Genomic DNA, 22,222 nt, shown 5'->3' on the forward strand with positions numbered 1-22,222 from the left:
GGGACGCCGTGACGGGCGGCCGTCCGTGATGGGCACGCGGTGTCCGTACGGGGCGGGGGGAGCAGGGCCCAGGCCCAGGCCCAGGCCGTTGCCGGAGAACTCCGTTCCGGTGCCGGCGGCGGAACACTCGGCGCACGCGGCGCCTTCCTCGGGCGGTGTTCTCCGCCGTCCGCCGGCCGCGTGTGCGCCCCGTACGGTGCGGGTCCGGGATGCGGGCGGTGGTCGTCCCGTGCGGACGGGTGCGGCGGAACAGCGGGTGCCGGACCCCGACGGGTGATGCGCCCGCACCGCATTATGCGTTAAGTTAGGTGTGCCTAACCTAACTAGTCGAGGGGTGCGGAATGACTGCTGACGACGTCTGCGCGGGCGAGGGGGCGAGCGCGGCCGAACAGGTGCGTACGGTGCTGGCCGCCGCCGAATCGTTCACGGTGGTCACCGACGCGCACACCTGTGACCTGGTCGGCGGCGGTCTGCACAGCGTCGGCGGCGACGGCCGACTGCTGCTGAGGGTGCCGGCCGACTGCCGACTGGCCGGTGAGGTCGCCCTCGCACCACGCGGCACGCTCGCCGTCGTGCTCAAGTTCACCGATGTCGCGCCGGTCGCGGTCCGCGACCGGGTGCGCTCCCGCGTCACCGTCGCCGGTTGGCTTGCCCAGGCCCCGCCGGAGCGCGAGGAGTCCGGCACCGTCACGTTCCGGATGGTCACGGCACACGTCGCCCTGGAGACCCCCACCGGGCCGGTCACCGTCGGCCTCGACGAACTGGCCCTGGCCCGGCCGGACGTGCTCGCCCTCCATGAGGCCGCCATGCTCACCCACCTCGTCGACGACCACCCCGATGTGGTGGCCCAGCTCACACGACTGGTGGACCCGCGGCTGCTCCAGGGCGTGGTCCGGGTGTGGCCGCTGGCCATGGACCGGCGGGGGATCACCCTCCGCCTCGAACACCCGCACAGCCAACGGGACGTCCTGCTGCCCTTCCCCGCGCCCGTGCGCGACCCGGGGCATGCGGGCGACCGGGTCCGGGAACTCCTGGCGGAGGCCCGCGCCTGCCGTCGCGGAAGCCGACTGCCGAGCCGGCCGTGAGCGGCGGACGCCCCGAGCGGTTCCCCGCCCGCCGCAGCGCGCGTCCCGCCGCGCAGTGCCCGGGTCGGACCACCGGGGAACCCTCACCGGAGCCCGGCGCCGACCTGGTCGGCGCGATCATCCGCGCCGCCCCTCGCGCGGCAGCGATCTGCACACCGCCGGGACCTCCGCGTCCCCGAGGGCGCGAAGTGTCGCCCGGCCCGTAAGGCCCGGCACGCGCGCCCGCTGCGTCGTCGGACCCGTCCGGGTGCGCCCCGTACGAGGCCGGCCGGGACGTTCCGGGCAAGGACGTCGCGAACCCGCCTTCGGCGCGGGTTCCGCCCCTGTACGCCACGGACTTCCCTGGGCGACCGCCGGGACCGGAGCCCGGGGCGGACGGCCTCGACACGACGAACGGGCCCGGGCGACCCGCGTGGCACGGGCCGTGTGGAGACCGTGTGCCTCCCTCACCCGCCGGGGAGCCCACCGAGGAAGTGGAAGCCCGGCCGTGGGTGCATGAGGAAGTCGTGGTGCGAGATGTTCCAGGCGTACGCACCCGCGAGCGCGAACACCAGCCGGTCCCCGGCCCGCAGACCCGGCGCCGGCACCCCGCGGGCGAGTACGTCCTTCGGCGTGCACAGCTGCCCCGCCACGGTCACCCTGTCGCCCCGGGCCGCGGGACGCGGCCACGGGTGGGGCCAGCCGGTCACGGGCAGCACGGCACAGGGCTGGTCGTGGCCCTTCGTCGCCGGGGTGCGCAGATGGTGCGTTCCGCCTCGGACCACGGCGAAGTCCTCGCCGTGGCTGCGCTTCACGTCCAGCACCTCGGTGGCGTACCAGCCGCAGTACGCGGTCAGCGCGCGCCCCGGTTCGATGCGCAGCCTGAGGTCCGGGTGGCCCTCGGCGAGGCGCGCCAGTCCGGCTCCGTAGCCGGCCCAGTCGAACCGGGTGCCGGGATCCGCGTAGTCGACGGTCATGCCGCCCCCGACGTTCACCTCGTGGAGCGGTACGCCGTGGTGCTCGAAGAGCCGTACGGCCCATGACACCACGGACTCGGCGACGGCGAGCTGCGCCGCCGCCCCGAGCCCGCTCGCCAGATGGGCGTGGACCCCGCGCACCCGCAGCCGGGGGCAGGACCCGCCGGTGAGGAACCGCATCACGTCGTCGGCCTCGGACGGGTCCAGACCGAACGGTGTCGGCCGGCCGCCCATGGACAGCGCACTCGCCCTCAACGCCCCTTCGGACAGTGGCAGATTGAAGCGCAGCAGCACCGCGACCGGTGGGGCGGGCGCCGGACGCTCGGCGGCCAGGGCCGCCAGCATCCGCAGTTCGTGGGTGCTCTCGACATGGAACCGCGCCACACCGGCCGCCAGTGCCGCCGCCGTCTCGGCAGGCGTCTTCCCGGGACCGCCGAACGCCAGCGGACGATCCGGTACGGCCCTGGCCGTATGGGCCAGTTCGCCGCCCGAGGACACCTCGAAGCCGTCCACGTACGGCGAGAGGGCCGTCAGGACCTCCGGTTCGGGATTGGCCTTGGCGGCGTAGTAGAGCTCGACCCGCTCCGGCAGTGCCTCCCGTACCGCCGCGGCGTGCTCCCGCAGCGCGTCGAGGTCGTAGAGGTAGGCAGGGAGCCGGTCGACCGGGAGGGAGAGGGCCCGCTCGCGAACCGGTGCGGTGACGGCGGGGGAGACCGCGGCGGGTGCCGCGACGGCCGTCGGGGAGTCCGTCATCGTGCGCTCCGGATGTCGTCGTTGCGGGCCGCTCCGGACAGCACGTCCTCGGCGAGCGGGGAGGGCAGCCGCACATAACCGGCCTCACGGTCGGCCGTGCGGGCCCAGCGGGTGAGCAGATTGGCCTTGGCGGGCAGCGGCGCGCCCGACAACAGCCCTTCGAGCCGCGGCTGCCGCCCGTGCTCGGCGGCGTGGCGGCGGAGCGTGTCCCGTACCTCGGCCCACAGTTCGGTCTCCACGCCCGGGTGCAGATCGGCGAGGGCCGCGAGCATCTCGGACACGTGGTTCACCAGGAGGCAGTAGACCACCCGGTCCCAGCCGCGCCCGGCGCCGTACGTCATGGGCCCGGCCACGGCCGCCGGCAGCACGGCGAGCGCGGCGGAGTGCCGGTCCGCGAGGAGCTTGGTGCCCTCCAGATCGCGGAACAGCACCTGCCGGGGACGGCCCTCGTCGTCCACGCACACGAGGACGTTCTGCAGATGCGGCTCCAGGACGAGGCCGTGGTCGAAGTACGCGGCGAGCACCGGCGGCACCAGCAGCGCGAGGTACGCGCGCCACCAGGACAGCGCCGTGCGCGGGTCCGTGTCCGCCAGGAGCCGGGAGATGTGGGCGGGCCCGGTGGCGTACTCGTCGGCGACCGCCGCGGCGAGCAGAGGGGTGAGTCCGGGCCGCAGCCTCCGGCCGAGCCCTTCGCGGACGATCACGCCGAAGCCCTCCAGCAGTCCCCGGACCGGCACTCCGTCCGGCCCGGGCAGGGCGAGGCTCCGGTACGCGGGTTCGCGCAGCACGTCGCTGCCGGGGAAGCGGGCCGCCAGTTCGGCGAGGACCGGCTCCAGCAGCCGGGTCAGCGCCACCGCGCCGGACAGTTCGTATTCCGCGTTCTTCCGGAGGCAGTTGGTGATGCGGACGTTGAGGCTGAACTTCAGGAAGCCGTTCCCGTCGAACAGGGTGCGGACGGAGGCCGTGGCGGCGAAGGGGGTGGTGCCGGGGCCGAGGTCGAGGACCTCACCGCGGGCGAGGGCCGTGCGCAGCCGGGGGTCGTCGCGCAGCAGTGCGTACTGCCACGGGTGGGCGGGCAGCAGCCGGTAGCCGTCCGGAGCGCGTCCCAGCCGGTCCAGCGCCGCGTCGGCACCCGGCTCCGCCGACTCCCCGGCGACCAGGTCCTCGCGTACCGCGAGCAGCCGCAGCGGGAACGACGCGCCGGCCTCGGGCGCGTACGCCGCCCAGGCCGCGGGGTCCCCGTCGCGGGCCTTGGGCGTCGGGTGGAAGCGGTGCCCGAGGGCGAGGGACTGCTCCGAGGCGAGATACGCGGCGGGCACGGCACGCGGGCCGGTGGCCCGCGCGGCCGGGCGGCCCTCGGCGAGCGCGGAGGCGACGCCCCGGTGGCTGGAGGCGACCTGCTCCAGGAACTCCTCGTTGCGCACGCCCGTGCGCAGCGTCAGCTCCGCCTGGACGAGCTCGGCGAGCCGCTGCCAGCCGACGGGCGACCAGCCGCCGGACGTCTCCTCGGCGACGGGGCCGCCGAACCGGTGGGCGCCGAGCAGCGACGTACGGCGCAGCGCGACGCGCAGCAGCGCGCCGCGGCGGGGCAGCCGCAGCAGCAGGTGCCCGCCGATGACCGCGGTCTGGTGCTCGGGTCCGCACAGTTCACGCAGGAGGCAGTTGAGGAGGGTGTGGGCGACCGCAACGTCGGCCGAGGGCGGGGGCGCCAGCGCGGAGCGGTGCGCGGAAGGATGTGTGGAGGTCATCCCGGTTCACACTCCCCGCAGCAGGTAGTTGGGGCCGGTGGTGTAGTGCTTGTTGATGTCGGACGCTCCCGAACGTTCCTTGGCCAGCAGGGTTCCCGCGGTCACCATCGCCTTCACGGGCAGCTCGGGCGCGTCCAGCACCCGCGCCCGCAGCACGGCCCCGGGCTCACCCGGCCCGGTCCCGAGCCGCTCGACGGCCTCGGCCAGCCGATCCCGGACGAGCCGCAGCAGCCGGTCCAACGGGGCGCGTCCGTGGCGGGCGAGGTCGAAGGCGTAGGCCCCCGCGCACAGATGGACGGTGATGGTGGTGAAGAGGTCGGCGAGCGGACCGTCGCCGTCGGTGAGTATGCGGCGGTCGTCGAAGTCCCCCGGCCCGGGCGCGTCCGGGCCGAGCGCCGTCCGCAGCCGGCCACCGTGGACCCGCGGGCCGTCGTTGTCCTTGAGGAGCAGCCGCAGCCGGGGGCCCCGGCCGGTCCCGTCCAGCACGAGGGACACGTTCTGCTGGTGGGACTCCAGGGCGATCCCGTACCCGAAGAGCGTGGTCTGGAAGTCCAGCAGCAGCGTGAGAACGGCGTCCAGCAGCACGAGCGGGTCGCCGCCGTGGAAGCGGTCGGCCAGATGGTCGACGACCAGCCGCCCTCCGGGTGCCCGGGCGAGCAGGGCCGCCATCGGCACGACGACGCAGCCGTCGAGCCCCGCGGGCTGGCGGCGCAGCAGCACCGCGAGCAGTTCGTGCCCGGCGTGGGCGAAACGGGTCTCGTCGGCGTGCAGGACGGTGTCCCGGAACCGTGGTTCGCGGGAGGTCACGGTCTGGAGCAGACGCTGGACGGCGGCACCGTCGCGCAGGGTCCCGGGCTTGATGGTGCGCCGGTTGAGCCGGCCCAGTGTGGAGGTGGCGAGCGGCAGTTTCAGATGGATCCCGGGCCGGTCCGCGAGGGCGACCGTCCGCATGGACAGGGTGGGCACGACGTCCAGGTGGGCCCGCGGCGCGGGGAACGCCCGGCCACGGAGTCCCGCGGCGCGCACCGCCTTGCCGAGCGGGCCCGCTGCCGTGAGCGGGTGCACGGGCAGCGCGACATGGCTGCCGTCGAGGCCGGACAGCCCGAGGGCCGAGGGCGCCGGGCCGGGGAGCGGGCCCACGGCGGTCACGGCCTCGCGCGGTACGGCGAGCCAGCGCAGCGCGAACCGGGGGTGGAACTCGGGCGCGTACGCCCGCAGCGCCGCAACGGCCAGGCCGGACCTGCCGCGGGCGGTGGGGTACACGGGGTGGTCGAGCCGGGCGGCGAGCGCGTCCAGGGCGAGGCCGCCCGACAGCCCGGTCCAGTGGGCGGGATCGGCGCCGTGGCGCTCCGCGAGTGTCCGCAGCACCTCCTCCTCCGTGGCCTCGTGCAGCCGTACGGCGGCGAGGGTCCGGCGGCACTCCTCGGCGAACGCCTCGAAACCGCCCCGGTCCACCGGCGCGGCGAGGGAACGGAGTTCGGCCAGGACCGTGTCGGTGTCCGTCAGCTCGGCGCCGTCGGACTCCCGGCGCAGCAGCGGTTCCCTGGCCGCCCACACGCACTGGAAGCCGTCCTCGCGCACCGGCAGCAGCAGCGCGTCGGGTCCGGGGGTCGCCAGCCGCAGCCAGGTCCCGTCCGCGCGCTCGACCGGGTGGCTGCGGCTGCGCAGCCCCGCGACGTCCTCGCGAAGCAGGGCGCTCAGCACCCGCAGCAGCAGTTCGTCTCCGGCAGTCGCCGGTCCGGCCGTCCGTGCCCGGGCGGCGGCGCCCGCCGGGGGGACCGTCAAGGTGCGATCTCCCAGCGCTGCGCGGCCAGGAACGCGGCCACGACGCGGTCCACGGCCGACAGGTCGGTTCCGGTGGCCCGCACCACGCCGAGGAAGTCCCGGTTGGTGCCGTACACCGGGTGGCGCTCGCCGAGGCCGCGCAGCGGCCGGTACGTCAGTCTCACTCCGTCCGTCTCCACTTCGGTCGCCCCGGGGGCCGACGTCAGCGTCCCGGCACGGTCTGCGCACGGGTAGTCGAGCCTGGCCGCCCCGTCGGTCCGCGCGCCCAGCACCGGCGGGAGCGGCTCGCCGAGATGGGTGCGAAGGACGTGCTCGAAGAGCGGTATGTCCAGCAGCCCGGCGAGCAGCAGATCGCACTGGTCCCCGATGGCACGGTAGTTGACTTCGATGATCCGCGCGCGGCCTTCGTGCACCGTGAACTCGGTGTGGCAGGCTCCGAACCCCACGCCGAGCGCGTCGAGTTGGTCGAGCACCTGCGTCTCGATGTCCCTCGGGTGCCGGGGCACGTAGGTCAGCCGCTCCTCGATGAAGTACGGGGGAGGGGACAGCTCGGTGCGGAACCCGCCCAGCACATGGCGCACCCGCCCGTCGCCCAGGGTCTCCAGGGTGAACAGCTCGCCGGGCAGGTACTCCTCGACCACCAGCGCCGCCCCCGGCCGCCGTGCCCGGATCTCCTCGCAGCGCCGCACCAGTTCCGGCGCGTTCCCGGCCATGACGACGTCCTCGCTGGCCACGCCCTCGCGCGGTTTGACGACGCACGGGTACGGGACGTCGGCGGCGAGGGCGGCGGGGTCCTCCCCGGCGGTCAGTTCCACGGACCGCACGGTGTCGGCGCCCGAGGCGGCCAGCCGGCGGCGCATCTCGGCCTTGTCCTTCGTGCGCAGCGTCGCTCGCCAGTCCTTCGCGGCCAGCCCGAAGTAGTCGGCGGCGAGAGCGGCCTGGGTCTGCAGATGGTCGCTGTTGGTGAAGACCGCCTCGGGGGTGCCGTGGGCGGAGACACGGGAGACGACGGCCCGGAAGTCGCGCACGTCGCACTCCAGCACCTCGACGTCCGGGTACACGGCTCGGTGTGCGGCGGGCCGGTCGGTGAGCAGAGTGACGTCCAGGCCGAGCCGGCGGGCGGCCGGGAGGAATCCCTCGGTGACCGAGTCGGTCGGGTTCAGGGCAAGCAGGTACAACCGCATGAGGGGGCCACTCCGCGCTCGGATCCGGTGATCCGACCGTTCCGGATCACGGGACGTGAGCCTAGGTTAGGCACACCTAAGTCTGTCAATTCGCCGCGACGCGGCCCCGGTTGGCGCATGAGATCCCCTCTGTGGTTAAGGTGAGGCTCGCCTTACCTCATTCTGTCTCAGTCGTCGTGTCGAGGAGCGTCCGTGACCCTGGCTCCGGTGTACCCTCCTGCCGCCGCCGTGAGCTGCGCCACCCTGGCCGGCTCGGCGTTCCGCAGACTGGTGGCGCTCTGCCCCGCCCTCGACGCGGACGTCGCGGAGCCCGGTTCGCGGACCCCGCAGGGCTGGGCCGACGGTGCCGAGCTGGCCGGGCGCCCCGAGTTCCTGGACGCCCTGGTCGCCGCCGAGACCCTGCGGGTGGAGCGCGACCACGGCCGCACTCCGCGTCCCGACGTCGCGGCCTCCCGCGCGCTGCACGACTACCTCTGGTCCGTCGGTCTGCTGATGAGCGGTCCCTGGTGTCTGGAGCGTCGCGTCCCGCGGATCCGGCCCGAGGGCGTTCGCGTCAGCCTCACCACCGGGGCGTTCTCCGTCGTTCCCGGGGGCTTCGCGTGCCTCCCGGATGATCCGGCCGCCGGGATGCCGGGTGCGAGGGTGCTGCCGCACGAGGAGGCCCTGCGCGCGGAGCTGCGCGCCGGTTTCGCCGACCATGTGCGTCCGCTGCTCTCCGCGATCGCCCCGCGGGTGCGCCGCGGGCCCCGTGCCCTGTGGGGCATGGCCGGCGACGACCTGGTGTCCGGCGTCTGGTACCTCGGCCGGATGCTGGGGGAGGAGGAGCGCGGCGTGCGGGCCGCGACCGAGCTGCTGCCGGAGCCCGTCCCGCCGTTCCCCGGAGGCGCTGACTTCCGGAGGCTCGCCGGACGCGCGGGCCGGTCGTACCCGACCCGCACCCGCGCGGGCTGCTGCCTCTACTACACCCTCCGCCCGGCCGAGGCGTGCGGCACCTGCCCGCGGACGAGTGACGCCGAGCGGCTGCGCCGGCTGGAGGGTGACGGCCCCTGCTGACGGGGCCCGCCCGGGAGGCCTCCACGACACGCTTCTGATGGGTGAGTCATGTGGCGACTTGTCCTATTCGCCACATAATTTGAGCTCATGACGAAACGACAGTTCATGTACCTCGGCTGTGTCGCTCTGATGGTGACCTCGGGGCTGGGCGTGGCGGCACCGGCAGGCGCCCGCACCACCTACGACGTGGTCCCCGGCGAGTCGATCCAGCTCGCGGTCGACCGGGCGCGCCCCGGCGACACCATCGACATCGCCCCCGGCGTCTACCGGGAGAGCGTCATCATCAGGAAGTCCGACCTGACGCTGCGGGGCGCGGGTGAGCGGACCGTCCTCGTGCCCTCCACGGCCAAGCCGACGCACGTCTGCGGACTGGGCGGCAACGGCATCTGCGTCATCGGCACCGACGCGAAGCCCGCCACGAACGTCCGGGTCCACTCGTTGACGGTGTCGAAGTTCAGGAAGAACGGCATCTGGGCCTCACGCACCAACAAGCTGAGCATCCGCGGCGTCACGGCGGTGGGGAACGGCAACTGGGGCATCGCCCAGGAGCGCTCCCTGCGGTCCGAGATCCGCGGCAACGCGGCCCGTGACAACGCGGAGTCGGGCATCTTCGTGTCGAACACCATCGACACCGAGGCCGGCGCCGTCAACACCCGGCGCACCGTGGTCATGGACAACCTGCTGGCCGGGAACCGCATCGGCATCACCGTCCGGCGCCTGCGGAACCTGTACGTGAACAACAACGTCGTCACCGGCAACTGCGCGGGCATGTTCATCGTGGGCGACGAGGGTGTCCCCCGGACGGGCGACCTGACCGTGCGCGGCAACCGGGTGCACCACAACAACAAGTCCTGCGCCAAGACCGCACGGCTCCCGAGGATCCAGGGCGCCGGCATCGTCCTCACCGGCGTCGAGGGCGCCACCGTCGCGTCGAACGCCGTCTGGAGCAACGTCGGCACCTCCCCGTTCTCCGGCGGGATCGTGCTCTTCAAGAGCATCGTGGGCGCACCCAACAGCGGCAACGTCATCAAGGCCAACATGCTGGTGGCCAACCGTCCGGCGGACCTCGCCAACCGGGACACCGGCACCGGCAACACGTTCTCCGGCAACTACTGCCGCCTGTCCGAGAAGGCGGGGAAGTGCGCATGACGACCGGCACGACCGGCGCGGCCACGGACACCGCGGGTTCCACCGTCCGCACCGCCACCCCGCCGTCCATGCGGCTGCGGGAACTCGTCTTCGGCGCGGCCCTGGCCGGTTCCGTACGGGCCGCCGCCCGCCTCGGCGTCGCGGACGCGCTGGGCGATACCCCGGCCACCGCCGAGGACCTGGCGGCGGCCGTCGATGCCGACCCCCGGGCGCTGCGGCGGATGCTGCGTGCGCTGACCTGCTACGGCATCTTCACCGAGCAGGCGGACGGCACGTTCGCCCACACCGAGATGTCACGGCTGTTGCGGGAGGACGACCCGCACAGCCTGAAGTACATCTCCCTGTGGTGCACCGAGCCGTGGACCTGGGACGCCTGGCCGCGCCTCGACGAGGCGGTACGGACGGGCCGGAGCGTCTTCGAGGGCCTGTACGGCAAGGGCTTCTTCGACCACCTCCACGAGGACGCGCACGAGTCCGCGCACGTCTTCAACCAGGCCATGACCACCTCCAGCATGCAGTCCGCGCTGGACGTGGCGGAACTGCTCGACCTCACGGGAGCGGCCACCGTCGCGGACATCGGCGGCGGCCAGGGCCACGTCCTGGCGAGCCTGCTGGAGAAGAACCCCGGCCTCAGGGGCACGCTGCTGGACCTGCCCCGCGTCGTGGCCAACGCCGATCCCCGGCTGCGGGACGGCGGGGCCCTCGCCGACCGGGTCACCATCGTCCCCGGCGACTGCCGGGAGACCATCCCGGTCGAGGCCGACGTCTACATCATCAAGAACATCCTGGAATGGGACGACGACAGCACCCGCAGAACCCTCCGCAACGTCGTCTCGGCGGCCCGTCCGGGAGCCAGGGTGGTGGTCATCGAGAACCTCGTCGACGACACCCCGTCGATGAAGTTCACCACCTCGATGGACCTGCTGCTGCTCCTCAACGTGGGCGGTGCGAAGCACACCCGGCAGAGCATGACCACCAGGATGGCGGACGCCGGTCTCGTCGTCGGCGACGTCCGTCCGGTCAACGCGTACCTGCACGCCTTCGACAGCGTCACACCCGGCGGCTGACCGCCGGGCTCCCTCCCCCGCGCCGGCTCCGCGTCCGCACGCGGAGCCGGCGACTCGTCGTGCTCATCCCTTCGCCGGCCGCTCCCAGCGGTAGAACTCGTGGGCCATGGCGTCCTTCGGGCTGCGCCAGGTCTCCGGGTCGTACGCGCTGACGTAGGCGGAGAGCTTGTCGCTGATGTCACGGAACTCGGGGTGGCCCGCCACCTTGGCCACCGCCGGCCCCGGCGGCCGGTCGGCTTCGATCAGATGGAGGTAGACATCGCCGAACTGGAAGAGGCTGCGCCGGGTCACCCCGACCAGGTCGGGCAGTTCGCCCCGGTCGGAGGCCTCGAACACCTTGGCGATGTCATGGGCCGAGTCCGGTGCCATTCGGGCGACGATGAGGGCGTGGTGCATCGAGGGGGATCCCTTCGCTGGACGGTCAGTCGGAGTGGACCGAGACCGGCGTGCCGCGTTCCCGGGCGCGCTGCTCGATCTTCTCCTTGATGAGGGCCATCTGGACCTTGGAGTTCTTGTTGATGTTGTCGGTCATCCAGTCGTCGTCGACCGGGGCGTCCGGCTTCATCGCGAAGTCCTGGGTCCAGTGCATGAGGACGCCCTCGGGCGTCCGGGTGTACTTCCAGTGGATGTCCATGTGCTGGAAGGGGCCCGTCTCGACCCGTCGGGCGCGCACGGTCCTCGCACCCGGGTCGATGACGCGCTCCGACACCCAGCTCCACACCGTGCCGTTCTCGTCGGGGTGCATGGTCAGCCGGAACTTCGTCCGGTCGCCCTCGCGCTCCAGGATCTCGACGGAGGCGTACTCACTGAACAACTGGGGCCAGTTCTCGATGTCGTTGGTGACGTCCCAGACGAGGTCCATGGGAGCGTTGATGACGATCTTGTTCTCGGTGTGCCCGGACACTTCAGGCTCCTGCCATGAGGGAGTTGTTGACGAGGTCGAGGAATTCGCGGGGGGTCTTGCAGCGGTCCGCGTCCTGGGGGAGCGCACGGCCGTATCGGTTCTCGAGCTCCCCGACGATGCCGAGGAGACCGAGGGAGTCGAGGCCGTACTCGTCGAACCGCGCCTCGGGGCGGCCGCCCATCTCCGCGGGGTCGACGGTGATGCCGGCGCCCTTCTTCATCAGAGCGGCCAGCTCTTCGATGGTCAGCTTGGAGATCTGCATGGTCATGAGGTCCTCCTTCTCACGGTTCTTCACCGGGTGTTGGCGCCGTGCCGCAGCACGAGCGCCGCGTTCGAGCCCATGAGTCCTCGGCTCAGCACCAGGGCGGTGCGGAGCGCGGCAGGACGGGGCCTGCCGGTGACCACCTCGAGCTCGTGGCACACGTCGAAGACGTTGGGCGTGGGCGGGACGACACCGTCCTGCAGGGCGAGCACGGCGGCGGCCGTGTCCAGCACGGGCGCGCCGCAGTACGCCCGGCCCGTACCGGCCTTGGGCGCCGTCACCGGCACCCGCCGGCCGTGGGTCCCCAGAGCGTCGGCGAGCGCCAGGGCCTCGGCGCGGTCCGCGTCCGGGATGCCGAGCGCGTCCGCGAAGACGACGTCGATCTCCTCGGGCGCGCACCTGGCCTCCGCCAGGGCTCCCCGGATCGCCTGGGCCAGCCCCTCGCGCGACTCCTCCCACCGGGAGGCCCCGGTGAACGTCGCCGCGTGTCCGGCGACGACCGCGCGGACCGCGGCGCCCCGCCGGCGGGCGGCCGACTCCTCCTCGACGACGAGCATGGCCCCGCCCTCCGCGGGCACGAAGCCGCTCGCGGCCGAGGTGAAGGGCCGGTAGGCCCGCTCCGGGTCCTCGCTCGTGCTGAGTTCCCGGTATCCGAGCTGGCAGACCAGCGAGTACGGCGCGAGCGGCGCCTCCGCCGCCCCGATGACGACCGCGTCCGTGCCCCGGCCGATGGCCCGGGCCGCGTGCGCGAGGGCGTCGAGACCGCCCGCCTCGTCACTGGCCACCACGCCGCAGGGGCCCTTGAACCCGCCGCGGATGGAGATCTGACCGGTGCTCGCCGCGTAGAACCAGGCGATGGACTGGTACGGGCCCACATAGCGCGAACCCTGTCCCCACAGCCGCTGCAGCTCCCGCTGGCCGAACTCGCCGCCGCCCGAGCCGGCCGCCGTGACCACGCCCACCGCGAACGGGGACTCGCCGTAGTCGCCCGACGGGATCCGGGCGTCGGCCAGCGCCATGTCGGCGGCGGCCATCGCGAAGTGCGTGAACCGGTCGGTCTGGACGAGGTAGCGCTCCTCGACCAGGGATTCGGGGTCGAAGCCGCGGACCTCTCCCGCGACCCGGACCGGCATGTGGTCGCAGCCTTCACGTGTGATGTGGTCGAGGACGCTGATGCCCTCCCGTGTGGACTTCCAGAAGGCATCGGTACCGACCCCGTTGGGGGCGACGACACCGATTCCGGTGACGACCGGTCGCCGGTCCTGCCGAGGACTCATGGTGTCCTCCCTCCTGGCCGGGTCAGGACCACGGCGGACTGGAACCCGCCGAATCCGCTGCCGACCGAGAGCACGTTGCGCAGCTTGAGGGCGCGCGCCGTGCGCGGCACATAGTCGAGATCGCACTCGGGGTCGGGGGTCTCGTAGTTCGCCGTCGGCGGCACCACCTGGTTGGCCAGTGCCAGCACGCAGGCGACGACCTCGATCGCCCCGATCGCCCCGAGCGAGTGACCCACCATGGACTTGATGGAACTCATCGGGACCTTGTACGCGTGGGAACCGAGCGACTGCTTCACCGCGGCCGTCTCGTGCCGGTCGTTCTGCTGCGTACCGGAACCGTGCGCGTTGACGTAGTCGATGTCCGACCCGTCGATCCGGGCGTGGTCCAGGGCGCTGTCGATGGCACGCGCCATCTCCAGGCCCTCACGGGTGAGTCCCGTCATGTGGTACGCGTTGCCGAACGTGGCGTAACCGCCGATCTCGCAGTACACCGTGGCACCGCGGGCCCGCGCGTGTTCGAGTTCCTCCAGGACGAGCACGGCTCCACCCTCGCCCATGACGAACCCGTCGCGGCGCGCGTCGAAGGGGCGTGAGGCGTGGGCCGGATCGTCGTTGTTGGGCGATGTGGCCTTGATCGCGTCGAAGCACGCCACGGTGATGGGGGAGATGGGCGAGTCCGACGCGCCGGCCACGCACACGTCGACCCTGCCCTCCTCTATCGCGTGGAAGGCGTACCCGATCGCGTCCAGGCCGGAGGTGCAGCCCGTGGACACGGTCTGCACCGGACCGTGGGCGCCCGTCTGCTCGGCGACCTCGGAGGCGAGGGCGCTGGGCGAGAACGCCCGGTGCAGATGCGGCTCCGCCTCGCTCGGATCCACGTCCCAGCGCCGGCCCGAACTGCTGACCTTGACGTAGTCGTGCTCCAGACGGGTGGTGCCGCCCACGGCGGTGCCGAGCGACACCCCGATCCGCCAGGGGTCCTCCTTCTCCGGGTCGAGACCGGCGTCCCGGAGCGCCTCCCGGGCGGCGACCATGGCGAACTGGACGTATCTGTCCGCGCGCTGCACCTCCTCCGGACCCAGACCGTGCTCCTTCGGGTCGAAGTCGCACTCGGCGGCGATCCGCGAGCGGAAGCCGGTCGGGTCGAAGAGGGTGATGCCGCGCGTCGCCGTACGGCCGTCGGCCAGGAGGTCCCAGAACGCCGGTATCCCGACACCCCCCGGCGCGACTATGCCGACACCGGTGACCGCCACGCGCCGGGTCATGAAGCCGTCCCGGTGCGTTCCGGCGGCCGGTGGGCCGCCGTGGCCTCCGCCCCCGGTGTCTCCTCGGTGTCGACGTGGCCCAGCTCCGGCCGCGGGGCCAGCGGCCCGAGGTGGAAGACCATCCGGGCCTGGGTGCTGCCGACGTTGCGGAACCGGTGGCGCACGTAGGGCGGGATGAACAGTCCCTGGTCCGGCCGGATCGACAGCGTCTCGTCGTCGAGGTCGACTTCCATCTCGCCGCACACGACGTACACGAACTCCTCGGAGTACGGGTGGTAGTGCTCGCCGATGCGGTCGCCGGGCTCGACGGTCGCCAGGCCCATGAAGCCGCTCGTGGCGCCCACCGCGGTGGGCGTGAGCATGGCGCGCAGATCGCCGCCGCGTTTGGTGTTGTGCTGGGTCTCGCTGAGATCGACGATGCGATGGGGTGTGGTCATGACGGGTTCCTCCACGTGGCCGCGCGATGGGGCGCCGGCGGATCGGGGTGTGCGGGTGCCTGGGCGGCCGGTCGCACGGGTCAGGGGGCGTGGCGGTCGGTGATCGGACGCATGTCGGCGGACGACAGGAGCTTGGACATGTCCTCCTCCGTGGCCGGGGCGTCGATGCCCAGCGCCTCGCTGTCCAGCAGGCGGGACAGCATGGCCGCCTTGCGCGGGCCGTGCGCCCCGATCACCTGCAGCGGCGCCGCGTCACCGGAGCCGCGCACGTCGACCAGGCGTACGACGATGTCGTCCCGCTGGAAGATCGTGCTGCTGTCGATCGGGGTCGACGGGTCGCCCGCCGCCGCCTCGTCCTGTCCGGCGAGCAGCCGCGCCAGCGCCATGCCGCAACCGGGCTTGGCCGGGTAGTACAGCGCGTGCCGCTTGACGGCCTCGTCGTCGGGGCCCGCGGAGGCCAGGTGGTGCACCGCGGGGAGCGCGGCCCGGGTGAAGAACACCCGTGCGGAGTCCGGGTCGTTGAGGTCCCGGTCCTGCTCCAGATAGGGGTTGATGGCCTCCTCGACGGCCCGCACCTCGGGCTGCCGGGCCACGTGGCGCAGCGCCGCCATCAGGTCGCCCTCCACCTCGACGGCCCGCACGACACGGTTGCCGTGCATGAACAGCGACGTCCGGCGCAGCCGGGTGTGCTCGTCGACCTTCGACTGCGGCGACTGGTAACCCGCGAGGATGTCGGCCACGAGCGCCTCGGTGCCCGGCTTCACGGTGAAGGTGAGGGCGTGGCGTACCACGTTGTCACCCACACGGGGGAATGGCTGCAGTCCGCCCTGAACGGCGTCGGCGGTCGCGGAGGTGTGCAGCTTGCCCGTCTCGCGCAGCACGCTGAAGCGAAGGGACCGGGTGTCCCGGACGCAGTTGTGGAGCGGCCGTACGGTCTCGACGTGCTCCTCGCTGTTCACCCAGGCGAGGAAGGGCGGTGCGCTCTCCCACTCGCTGGTGATCAGCCACTGCGAGGGATTCTCGATCGACTGGCACAGCTGGTCGCTGATGTGGCCCGGAACCGACGCGACCTGGTTGCGCATGTGCTCGTACGCCTTCAGGAAGTTCTGCTGAGCGCCGTCATGAAGGTCCAGCAGCAGTACGACACGCAGCCTGGAGCCGTCAAAGGCCGACTGGGATATACGTTCGGAAAGCGTTGTCATGATGCACGCATCTCCTTCGAGACGGTGGGGCCGCCGCGTGCGGTGCACGAAGCCGGCTCGGGGGTTTCAGGCTTCGATCCTGTGCCGGTACCACGGGTGGCGCGAGATGTGTGAACCAGGTGGGTGAACCGGGCGATCGAGCCCCTCCCGCCAGGGCATGGAAACTCCATTCCCCCTACCGGCGGCTGGAGCTGGAGCTACTGATGGAAGAACACATCGACGAGCGCGTACCGGTACTCATCGTGGGCGGCTCCCTGGTGGGGCTGTCCTCATCGCTGTTCCTCGGCAGGCTCGGCGTCGGGCACATGCTGGTGGAGAGACACGCGGGCACGTCGAGGCATCCGCGCGGCCGGGGCAACAACGTCCGCACCATGGAGCTGTTCCGGGTGGCGGGGGCCGAGCCGCTGATCCACGAGGCCGCGTCCCTCCTCGCCGACAACCACGGCATCTTCCAGACCCCGTCGCTCCACGGCGACGCGGGGGAGTGGCTCCTCAAGGAGATCGACCCCGGGGGCGGGATCGCCCGCTTCAGCCCGTCCGGGTGGTGCGTGTGCAGCCAGAACGACCTCGAGCCCGTACTGCTGGACTGCGCGCGCGAGCTCGGCGGCGACCTGCGCTACTCCACCGAGATGGTCTCGTTCGAGCAGGACGCGGAGGGCGTCACCGCCGTCGTGCAGGAGCGCGGATCGGGACGGCGCAGGACCGTGCGCGCCGACTTCCTCATCGCGGCCGACGGCCCCCGCAGCCCGATCCGCCGGCACCTCGGCATCGGCCAGACGGGCCACGGGGACCTGTTCCACAACGTCAGCATCACCTTCCGCTCGCGCGGGCTCGCGGACATCGTCGGCGACCGGCGCTTCATCGTCTGCTACCTCACCGCCGAGGGTGCGGACGGCGCCCTGCTCCCCGTGGACAACACCGAGAACTGGGTGTTCCACGCCCCCTGGCAGCCGGACACCGGCGAGACGCTGGAGGACTTCACCGACGAGCGCTGCGCCGCCCACATCCGCCGCGCCGTCGGTGCCCCGGACATCGACGTGGAGATCACCGGAAAGGCCCCCTGGCACGCGGCCGAACGCGTCGCGGAACGGTACGGGCGGGGCCGGGTCTTCCTCGCCGGGGATTCCGCCCACGAGATGTCGCCCACCGGCGCGTTCGGCTCCAACACCGGCATCCAGGACGCCCACAACCTCGCCTGGAAGCTCGCCCTCGTCCTCGACGGGTCCGCGGGCCCCGGCCTGCTGAGCAGCTACGAGGCCGAGCGGCGGCCGGTGGCGGAGGCCACCAGCGAGCGCGCCTCTGCGCGGTCGGCGGAGCACAGCCACCCGGGCTACACCCCCGGACCGGAGATGCTCGGCGGCCGGCAGCGTGGCATGCTCACCGTCGCCATGGGCTACCGCTACCCGCGCGGCGCCGTCGTCGGAGCCGATCCGGACATGGCGGTCGTACCCGATCGGATGGACCTCTCCGGGGATCCCGGCACCCGCGCCCCGCACATGTGGCTGCACCCGCAGGACGGCAAGCGGACGATCTCCACACTGGACCTGTACGAGCGCAACTTCGTGCTGCTCACCGGCTCCGGCGGCACACCGTGGCACACGGCGGCCGCCAAGGTGGCCGAGAAGCTGTCCATCACCCTGGACGCCTACCGGATCGGCGCGGAGCCGCACGCGGAACTCGTACCCGAATCGGGTGACTGGGCCGAACTGCACGGCACGACGGACGAGGGTGCCGTGGTGGTGCGCCCCGACGGCTTCGTCGCCTGGCGCGCGCCCGGTGCGGTCCGCGACCCGGAGACGGCCCTGCTCGACACCATGAAAGCCCTGCTCCACCGTGCCTGATCCGGCACGGACGCCCTCACGGCCGCCGTGGCGGCAGCCGGTGCAGTCCCACCTCGGTCAGCTGCCCGCGCGCCGCCACGGCGGTCATGTACGTGCAGTTCGGCTGCCGCCGCCGGTCCGTGGGCGAGCCGGGGTTCAGCAGCCGCAGCCCGCCCTCGGCGGTGGTGTCCCAGGGAATGTGGCTGTGGCCGAACACCAGGACGTCCAGATCGGGGAACCGCTCCGCGCAGCGCCGTTCGCGGCCCTGCGCGGGGCCCGTCTCGTGCACGACGCCGAAACGCAGACCGCCCAGTTCCGCGCGCGCCACCTCCGGCAACCGGCCCCGCAGCGCCGGACCGTCGTTGTTTCCGTACACCGCGACGAGCCGCCGCGCACGGGCTTCCAGCAGATCCAGGGTGGCGGTGTCCACCCAGTCGCCGGCATGGATCACGACGTCGGCACGCTCGATCCGTCGGAGCAGCTCACCCGGTAGTTCCCGGGCCCGCACGGGGACATGGGTGTCCGACGTCAAGACCAGCCTCATGAGCCCATTGTCCATCGGGCGGCCCCGGGCCGGCCGTCCGGAGGGGATCTCCGGGGGTGCGGACGCATGGCTCCCCGCAGGGCCTGCGGCAGGGCGCATGAAGCCCAAGGGGCGCGGGTATCCGGTGCGGGCACTGACGGGCCCACACGGCTGGGGAGAGGCGACCATGAGGCGCAGCGGCGGCAACGACACGGCGGCGAAGGAGGCCGGTGCCCGGCCGGCACCTGGAGCGGAACCGATGGCACCGGTCCTGCGGGCACTCGCGGTGGTGGCGGCGTTCGTGGCGACCGTGGCCTTCAGCGTGGTCCTCGCCCGGCTCACCCTGGAGCCGTCGGCCGCGTCGGAACCGCTCACCCACAGCAACGTCCGGCCGGGCGCTTCCATCCGGGACTACCTGTCCCAGCCGGCCTTCCGCGACACCGTCAAGCAGCTCGGCGGCAACGTCCTGCTGGGAGTCCCGTTCGGCGTGCTGCTCCCGGTCCTGGTGCCCAAGGCCCGCGGCCTCGTACGGGTGCTGCTGGTGACGGCCCTGGTCATGGCGCTGGTGGAACTCGTCCAGGGCGCGCTGGTCACCGGCCGTGCGTTCGACGTCGACGACGTCATCCTGAACACCACGGGTGCCGTGCTGGGTTATCTCCTCGTCGGCCGCCGGCTCGGCCGCGCCGTGCACCCGCGGCGCCACCACTGGTGGCAGCGCCGGCCCCGCGGCGCGGCGGCGTCCGACGCCTGACGCCCTCGGCGGGAGGTCCCGGTCACCCCGGCCGCGGCCGGACCGTACCGATGTCCGCCCGCTCGATCAGGACGGGAACCGGCACCCGGACCGTGCGTGCGGCGTCTGCGTCGAGGCGCCCGGCACGGACGATCCGCCGGTGGTACGAGTCCGGGAACGTCCGCGTCATCACCCCCGCACCACGGCCGCGAGGGGGACCCCGCGCGGCGGCACGCAGCCTCGCAACCGTGCGCTGCGGCGGGCCGACGCGGTCGCCCGCCGTAGCGGCCCGGTGTTAGATAGGACCATGGCCGGACCTCTCGGCCGCCTCCGCTCCATGATGAGCGCACGCACCGTCGCCAGTCAGGTGTTCGTCCTGCAGGTGACGGTGGCTTTGCTGCTCGTCGCCGCCGCCGTCGCCGCGGTGCTCCTGCAGGCCCGGTCGGACGGCGAGCGGGAGGCGCGCAACCGGTCGGTCGCCGTCGCCCAGACGTACGCCACCGCACCGGGCGTCAAGGAAGCGCTGCGCGGCCCCGACCCGAGCGCGGCACTACAGCCCAAGGCCGAGGCCGCGAGGAAGACCTCCGGCGTCGACTTCGTCGTGGTGATGGCCCCGGACGGCACTCGGTACACCCACCCGAATCCGGAAGAGATCGGCAAGAAGTACCACGGCACCATCGCCCCGGCGGCGGCCGGCGGCACGGTGACCGAGACCGTCACCGGCACCCCCGGTCCGTCGATCCGCAGCGTCGCGCCCGTCGAGGACGCGAACGGCGAGGTGATCGGCCTCGTGGCGGCCGGCACCACGGTCGAGCGGGTCGGCGGAGCCGCCGAGGACCAGCTTCCCCTCCTGCTCGGCGCCGCGGCGTTCGCCCTGATCGTCGCCACCTCCGGGGCCGCGCTGATCAGCAGGCGGCTGCGGCATCAGACCCACGGCCTGGGGCCCACCGAGATGACCCGGATGTACGAGCACCACGACGCGGTCCTGCACGCCGTGCGGGAGGGCGTGCTGATCGTCGACGAGGACCGCAGGCTGGTGCTCGTCAACGACGAGGCGCGACGGCTGCTCGCGTTGCCCCCGGAGGCCCAGGGACGCCCCGTGCGCGACATCGCCATGGCCCCCGAGATCGCCCGGCTGCTGGAGTCCGGCCGACCGGCGAGCGACGAGGTGCACGTCATCGAGGACCAACTGGTCGCCGTCAACCAGCGCGCCATGGGCCCGCGGTCGGACTGCTCGGGGCCCTGCGGCACCGTCGCCACCCTGCGGGACACCACCGAGCTGCGGGCCCTCAGCGGCCGTGCCGACACCGCACAGGGCCGTCTGCGACTCGTCTACGACGCCGGCATGCGGATCGGCACCACCCTCGACGTGGTCCGGACCTCGCAGGAACTGGCCGACTTCGCCGTACCCCGGTTCGCCGACTTCGTCACCGTCGACCTCCCCGATCCCGTGCTCAGCGGGGACGAGCCTGCGGAGACCGGCACGGACATGCGCCGCATCGCCTTCACGGGCATCCGCCACGACACCCCGCTCTACCCGTCCGGCCGGCTGATCCACTTCGTGACCACCACCCCCCAGGCCGTCGCGTACGCCCGGGGCAAGACCATCCTGGAGGCCGACCTGGCCGCGTTCTCCGGATGGCAGGATCAGGAACCGGCCCGGGCCCGCAGACTCGTCGGCTACGGGATCCACTCCATGATCGCCGCTCCGCTGCGGGCCCGCGGGGTGACGATGGGCGTGGCCACGTTCTGGCGCTCCCGGAAGCCGGAGCCCTTCGACGACGACGACGTCTCGCTCGCGGAGGAGCTGGTCGCCCGCGCCGCGGTGAACATCGACAACGCCCGCCGGTACACCCGTGAGCACTCGATGGCGGTCGCCCTCCAGCGCAGCCTGCTGCCGCGGGTCCTGCCCGAACAGACCGCCCTGGACGTGGCCTACCACTACCTCCCCGCCCAGGCCGGACTCGGCGGGGTCGGCGGGGACTGGTTCGACGTGATCCCGCTTCCGGGTGCCAGGGTCGCCCTCGTGGTCGGGGACGTCGTCGGCCACGGCCTCCACGCCGCGGCGACCATGGGGCGGCTGCGCACCGCCGTCCACAACTTCGCCACCCTCGACCTGCCGCCGGACGAGCTGCTGTGGCACATGGACGAACTGGTCTCGCGCATCGACCAGGACGAGGACACCGACGGCTCGGTCACGGCGCTCACCGGCGCCACCTGTCTGTACGCGATCTACGACCCCACATCACGGCTGTGCACCGTGGCCCGCGCGGGGCATCTGGAGCCGGCCATCGTCCACCCCGACGGCCAGGTCGAGTTCCCCGGGGTACCGGCCGGGCCGCCCCTCGGCCTCGGCGGACTCCCCTTCGAGTCCAGCGAGCTGCATCTCTCCGAGGGCAGCAGCCTGGTGCTCTACACCGACGGCCTGGTGGAGGACCGGCACCGCGACATCGACGAGGGGCTGGACCTGCTGCGCCGCACGCTCGCCCAGGCCGGCGGGACGCCGGAGGAGACCTGCCGTGCGGTGCTGGACGCGCTGCTGCCGGAGCGCCCCCGTGACGACGTGGCCCTGGTCGTCGCGCGTACCCGGGTGCTGGGCGGCAACCGCGCCGTCACCTGGGACGTGCCGGCGGACCCGGCCGAAGTGGCCCGGGTACGTGCCGAAGCCGCCCGGACCCTGGAGGAGTGGGGGCTCGAGGAGGAGGCGTTCACCACCGAACTGATCCTCAGCGAACTGGTCACCAACGCCATTCGACACGCCGGCGGACCGATCGGGGTGCGGTTGATCCGCGACCGCTCCCTGATCTGCGAGGTCTCCGACGGCAGCAGCACCGCCCCCCATCTGCGCCGGGCCACCACCACCGACGAGGGCGGCCGCGGGCTGTTCCTCGTCTCCCAGTTCGCCGAGCGCTGGGGCACTCGCTACACGGGCAGCGGCAAGGTCATCTGGACCGAGCAGCCGTTGCCCTGGTAGTCCGCGCGGACGCGGCAGCACAGCACCGTCGATCAGTTCGGAAGCGGG

The 22,222-nt window shown here is 72.8% G+C and carries 20 protein-coding genes; 7 read left to right on the forward strand and 13 right to left on the reverse strand.

Annotation, left to right across the window (positions count from 1 at the left end):
• Positions 1-341 precede the first annotated feature (341 nt).
• Entirely contained in the window at positions 342-1,085 is a 744-nt protein-coding gene (locus tag O7595_RS30395) for a DUF2470 domain-containing protein (protein WP_269731778.1), read from the forward strand.
• A 446-nt stretch (positions 1,086-1,531) separates the two neighbouring features.
• On the opposite strand, the gene O7595_RS30400 is transcribed toward O7595_RS30395, so the two are convergent.
• Genes O7595_RS30400 through O7595_RS30415 form a run of 4 tightly spaced genes read right to left on the reverse strand, consistent with a single transcriptional unit; the run spans position 1,532 to position 7,511 of the window.
• A complete protein-coding gene (locus tag O7595_RS30400) occupies positions 1,532-2,794 on the reverse strand; it encodes a type III PLP-dependent enzyme (RefSeq protein WP_269731779.1) in 1,263 nt (420 codons plus the stop codon).
• Positions 2,791-4,542 carry an IucA/IucC family protein gene (locus tag O7595_RS30405; RefSeq protein WP_269731780.1) on the reverse strand — a complete coding sequence of 584 codons (1,752 nt, stop codon included), beginning with the start codon at positions 4,540-4,542 and terminating at the stop codon, positions 2,791-2,793. The genes O7595_RS30400 and O7595_RS30405 overlap by 4 nt, the downstream gene beginning before the upstream one ends.
• Positions 4,543-4,548: 6 nt before the next feature.
• Positions 4,549-6,327: an IucA/IucC family protein gene (locus O7595_RS30410; protein ID WP_269731781.1), complete on the reverse strand. Its 1,779-nt coding sequence runs from the start codon at positions 6,325-6,327 to the stop codon at positions 4,549-4,551.
• A complete protein-coding gene (locus tag O7595_RS30415; RefSeq protein ID WP_269731782.1) occupies positions 6,324-7,511 on the reverse strand; it encodes an ATP-grasp domain-containing protein in 1,188 nt (395 codons plus the stop codon). Before O7595_RS30415 ends, O7595_RS30410 begins: the two co-directional genes overlap by 4 nt.
• Positions 7,512-7,703: 192 nt before the next feature.
• Between O7595_RS30415 and O7595_RS30420 the strand changes: the two genes are divergently transcribed.
• The 3 genes from O7595_RS30420 to O7595_RS30430 all read left to right on the forward strand — a co-directional run bounded on the left by O7595_RS30420 (position 7,704) and on the right by O7595_RS30430 (position 10,780).
• A complete protein-coding gene (locus O7595_RS30420; RefSeq protein WP_269731783.1) occupies positions 7,704-8,564 on the forward strand; it encodes a (2Fe-2S)-binding protein in 861 nt (286 codons plus the stop codon).
• 87 nt (positions 8,565-8,651) lie between these two features.
• Entirely contained in the window at positions 8,652-9,713 is a 1,062-nt protein-coding gene (locus O7595_RS30425; RefSeq protein WP_269731784.1) for a right-handed parallel beta-helix repeat-containing protein, read from the forward strand.
• Positions 9,710-10,780: a methyltransferase gene (locus O7595_RS30430; RefSeq protein WP_269731785.1), complete on the forward strand. Its 1,071-nt coding sequence runs from the start codon at positions 9,710-9,712 to the stop codon at positions 10,778-10,780. The genes O7595_RS30425 and O7595_RS30430 overlap by 4 nt, the downstream gene beginning before the upstream one ends.
• 63 nt (positions 10,781-10,843) lie before the next feature.
• Here O7595_RS30430 and O7595_RS30435 read toward each other — a convergent pair whose 3' ends face one another.
• The 7 genes from O7595_RS30435 to O7595_RS30465 form a co-directional block, all read right to left on the reverse strand.
• The gene (locus O7595_RS30435) at positions 10,844-11,176 is read right to left on the reverse strand and encodes a TcmI family type II polyketide cyclase (protein ID WP_269731786.1); all 333 of its coding nucleotides are present in this window, start codon (positions 11,174-11,176) and stop codon (positions 10,844-10,846) included.
• Between the two features lie 25 nt (positions 11,177-11,201).
• Positions 11,202-11,684, reverse strand: a complete 483-nt coding sequence (locus O7595_RS30440; RefSeq protein ID WP_269731787.1) for an SRPBCC family protein — start codon at positions 11,682-11,684, stop codon at positions 11,202-11,204.
• A gap of 1 nt (position 11,685) precedes the next feature.
• Positions 11,686-11,952, reverse strand: coding sequence for an acyl carrier protein (locus tag O7595_RS30445; RefSeq protein ID WP_093652936.1), 267 nt, complete (start codon positions 11,950-11,952; stop codon positions 11,686-11,688).
• Positions 11,953-11,975: 23 nt separating this feature from the next.
• Positions 11,976-13,223 carry a beta-ketoacyl synthase N-terminal-like domain-containing protein gene (locus tag O7595_RS30450; RefSeq protein ID WP_269731788.1) on the reverse strand — a complete coding sequence of 416 codons (1,248 nt, stop codon included), beginning with the start codon at positions 13,221-13,223 and terminating at the stop codon, positions 11,976-11,978.
• Entirely contained in the window at positions 13,220-14,488 is a 1,269-nt protein-coding gene (locus O7595_RS30455; RefSeq protein ID WP_269731789.1) for a beta-ketoacyl-[acyl-carrier-protein] synthase family protein, read from the reverse strand. Before O7595_RS30455 ends, O7595_RS30450 begins: the two co-directional genes overlap by 4 nt.
• Positions 14,485-14,925, reverse strand: coding sequence for a cupin domain-containing protein (locus O7595_RS30460; RefSeq protein WP_269731790.1), 441 nt, complete (start codon positions 14,923-14,925; stop codon positions 14,485-14,487). The genes O7595_RS30455 and O7595_RS30460 overlap by 4 nt, the downstream gene beginning before the upstream one ends.
• A gap of 80 nt (positions 14,926-15,005) precedes the next feature.
• On the reverse strand, positions 15,006-16,127 hold the full coding sequence (locus tag O7595_RS30465; RefSeq protein WP_269731791.1) for a SchA/CurD-like domain-containing protein: 1,122 nt from the start codon (positions 16,125-16,127) through the stop codon (positions 15,006-15,008).
• Between the two features lie 203 nt (positions 16,128-16,330).
• On the opposite strand from O7595_RS30465, the gene O7595_RS30470 reads away from it, so the two are divergent.
• Positions 16,331-17,968 carry an FAD-dependent oxidoreductase gene (locus O7595_RS30470; protein WP_269731792.1) on the forward strand — a complete coding sequence of 546 codons (1,638 nt, stop codon included), beginning with the start codon at positions 16,331-16,333 and terminating at the stop codon, positions 17,966-17,968.
• A gap of 16 nt (positions 17,969-17,984) precedes the next feature.
• On the opposite strand, the gene O7595_RS30475 is transcribed toward O7595_RS30470, so the two are convergent.
• Entirely contained in the window at positions 17,985-18,491 is a 507-nt protein-coding gene (locus O7595_RS30475) for a metallophosphoesterase family protein (protein ID WP_269731793.1), read from the reverse strand.
• Between the two features lie 166 nt (positions 18,492-18,657).
• On the opposite strand from O7595_RS30475, the gene O7595_RS30480 reads away from it, so the two are divergent.
• Positions 18,658-19,221: a VanZ family protein gene (locus tag O7595_RS30480; RefSeq protein ID WP_269731794.1), complete on the forward strand. Its 564-nt coding sequence runs from the start codon at positions 18,658-18,660 to the stop codon at positions 19,219-19,221.
• Between the two features lie 22 nt (positions 19,222-19,243).
• Here the strand turns inward: O7595_RS30480 and O7595_RS30485 are convergent, their stop codons facing one another.
• Complete coding sequence (locus O7595_RS30485; RefSeq protein WP_269731795.1) at positions 19,244-19,390, reverse strand: hypothetical protein; 147 nt, start codon at positions 19,388-19,390, stop codon at positions 19,244-19,246.
• 117 nt (positions 19,391-19,507) lie between these two features.
• Here O7595_RS30485 and O7595_RS30490 point away from each other — a divergent pair, with 117 nt between their 5' ends.
• Entirely contained in the window at positions 19,508-22,174 is a 2,667-nt protein-coding gene (locus tag O7595_RS30490) for a SpoIIE family protein phosphatase/ATP-binding protein (RefSeq protein ID WP_269731796.1), read from the forward strand.
• Positions 22,175-22,222 lie beyond the last annotated feature (48 nt).

It is taken from the genome of Streptomyces sp. WMMC940 (assembly GCF_027460265.1).
GTDB lineage: Bacteria > Actinomycetota > Actinomycetes > Streptomycetales > Streptomycetaceae > Streptomyces.

Excerpts from the sequence above, each read along its gene's own strand:
- O7595_RS30395 (WP_269731778.1), top strand. The coding sequence starts at position 342 with ATGACTGCTGACGACGTCTGCGCGGGCGAGGGGGCGAGCGCGGCCGAA.
- O7595_RS30400 (WP_269731779.1), bottom strand. The coding sequence starts at position 2,794 with ATGACGGACTCCCCGACGGCCGTCGCGGCACCCGCCGCGGTCTCCCCC.
- O7595_RS30405 (WP_269731780.1), bottom strand. The coding sequence starts at position 4,542 with ATGACCTCCACACATCCTTCCGCGCACCGCTCCGCGCTGGCGCCCCCG.
- O7595_RS30415 (WP_269731782.1), bottom strand. The coding sequence starts at position 7,511 with ATGCGGTTGTACCTGCTTGCCCTGAACCCGACCGACTCGGTCACCGAG.
- O7595_RS30425 (WP_269731784.1), top strand. The coding sequence starts at position 8,652 with ATGACGAAACGACAGTTCATGTACCTCGGCTGTGTCGCTCTGATGGTG.
- O7595_RS30430 (WP_269731785.1), top strand. The coding sequence starts at position 9,710 with ATGACGACCGGCACGACCGGCGCGGCCACGGACACCGCGGGTTCCACC.
- O7595_RS30435 (WP_269731786.1), bottom strand. The coding sequence starts at position 11,176 with ATGCACCACGCCCTCATCGTCGCCCGAATGGCACCGGACTCGGCCCAT.
- O7595_RS30445 (WP_093652936.1), bottom strand. The coding sequence starts at position 11,952 with ATGACCATGCAGATCTCCAAGCTGACCATCGAAGAGCTGGCCGCTCTG.
- O7595_RS30450 (WP_269731788.1), bottom strand. The coding sequence starts at position 13,223 with ATGAGTCCTCGGCAGGACCGGCGACCGGTCGTCACCGGAATCGGTGTC.
- O7595_RS30455 (WP_269731789.1), bottom strand. The coding sequence starts at position 14,488 with ATGACCCGGCGCGTGGCGGTCACCGGTGTCGGCATAGTCGCGCCGGGG.
- O7595_RS30460 (WP_269731790.1), bottom strand. The coding sequence starts at position 14,925 with ATGACCACACCCCATCGCATCGTCGATCTCAGCGAGACCCAGCACAAC.
- O7595_RS30465 (WP_269731791.1), bottom strand. The coding sequence starts at position 16,127 with ATGACAACGCTTTCCGAACGTATATCCCAGTCGGCCTTTGACGGCTCC.
- O7595_RS30470 (WP_269731792.1), top strand. The coding sequence starts at position 16,331 with ATGGAAGAACACATCGACGAGCGCGTACCGGTACTCATCGTGGGCGGC.
- O7595_RS30475 (WP_269731793.1), bottom strand. The coding sequence starts at position 18,491 with ATGAGGCTGGTCTTGACGTCGGACACCCATGTCCCCGTGCGGGCCCGG.
- O7595_RS30480 (WP_269731794.1), top strand. The coding sequence starts at position 18,658 with ATGAGGCGCAGCGGCGGCAACGACACGGCGGCGAAGGAGGCCGGTGCC.
- O7595_RS30485 (WP_269731795.1), bottom strand. The coding sequence starts at position 19,390 with ATGACGCGGACGTTCCCGGACTCGTACCACCGGCGGATCGTCCGTGCC.
- O7595_RS30490 (WP_269731796.1), top strand. The coding sequence starts at position 19,508 with ATGGCCGGACCTCTCGGCCGCCTCCGCTCCATGATGAGCGCACGCACC.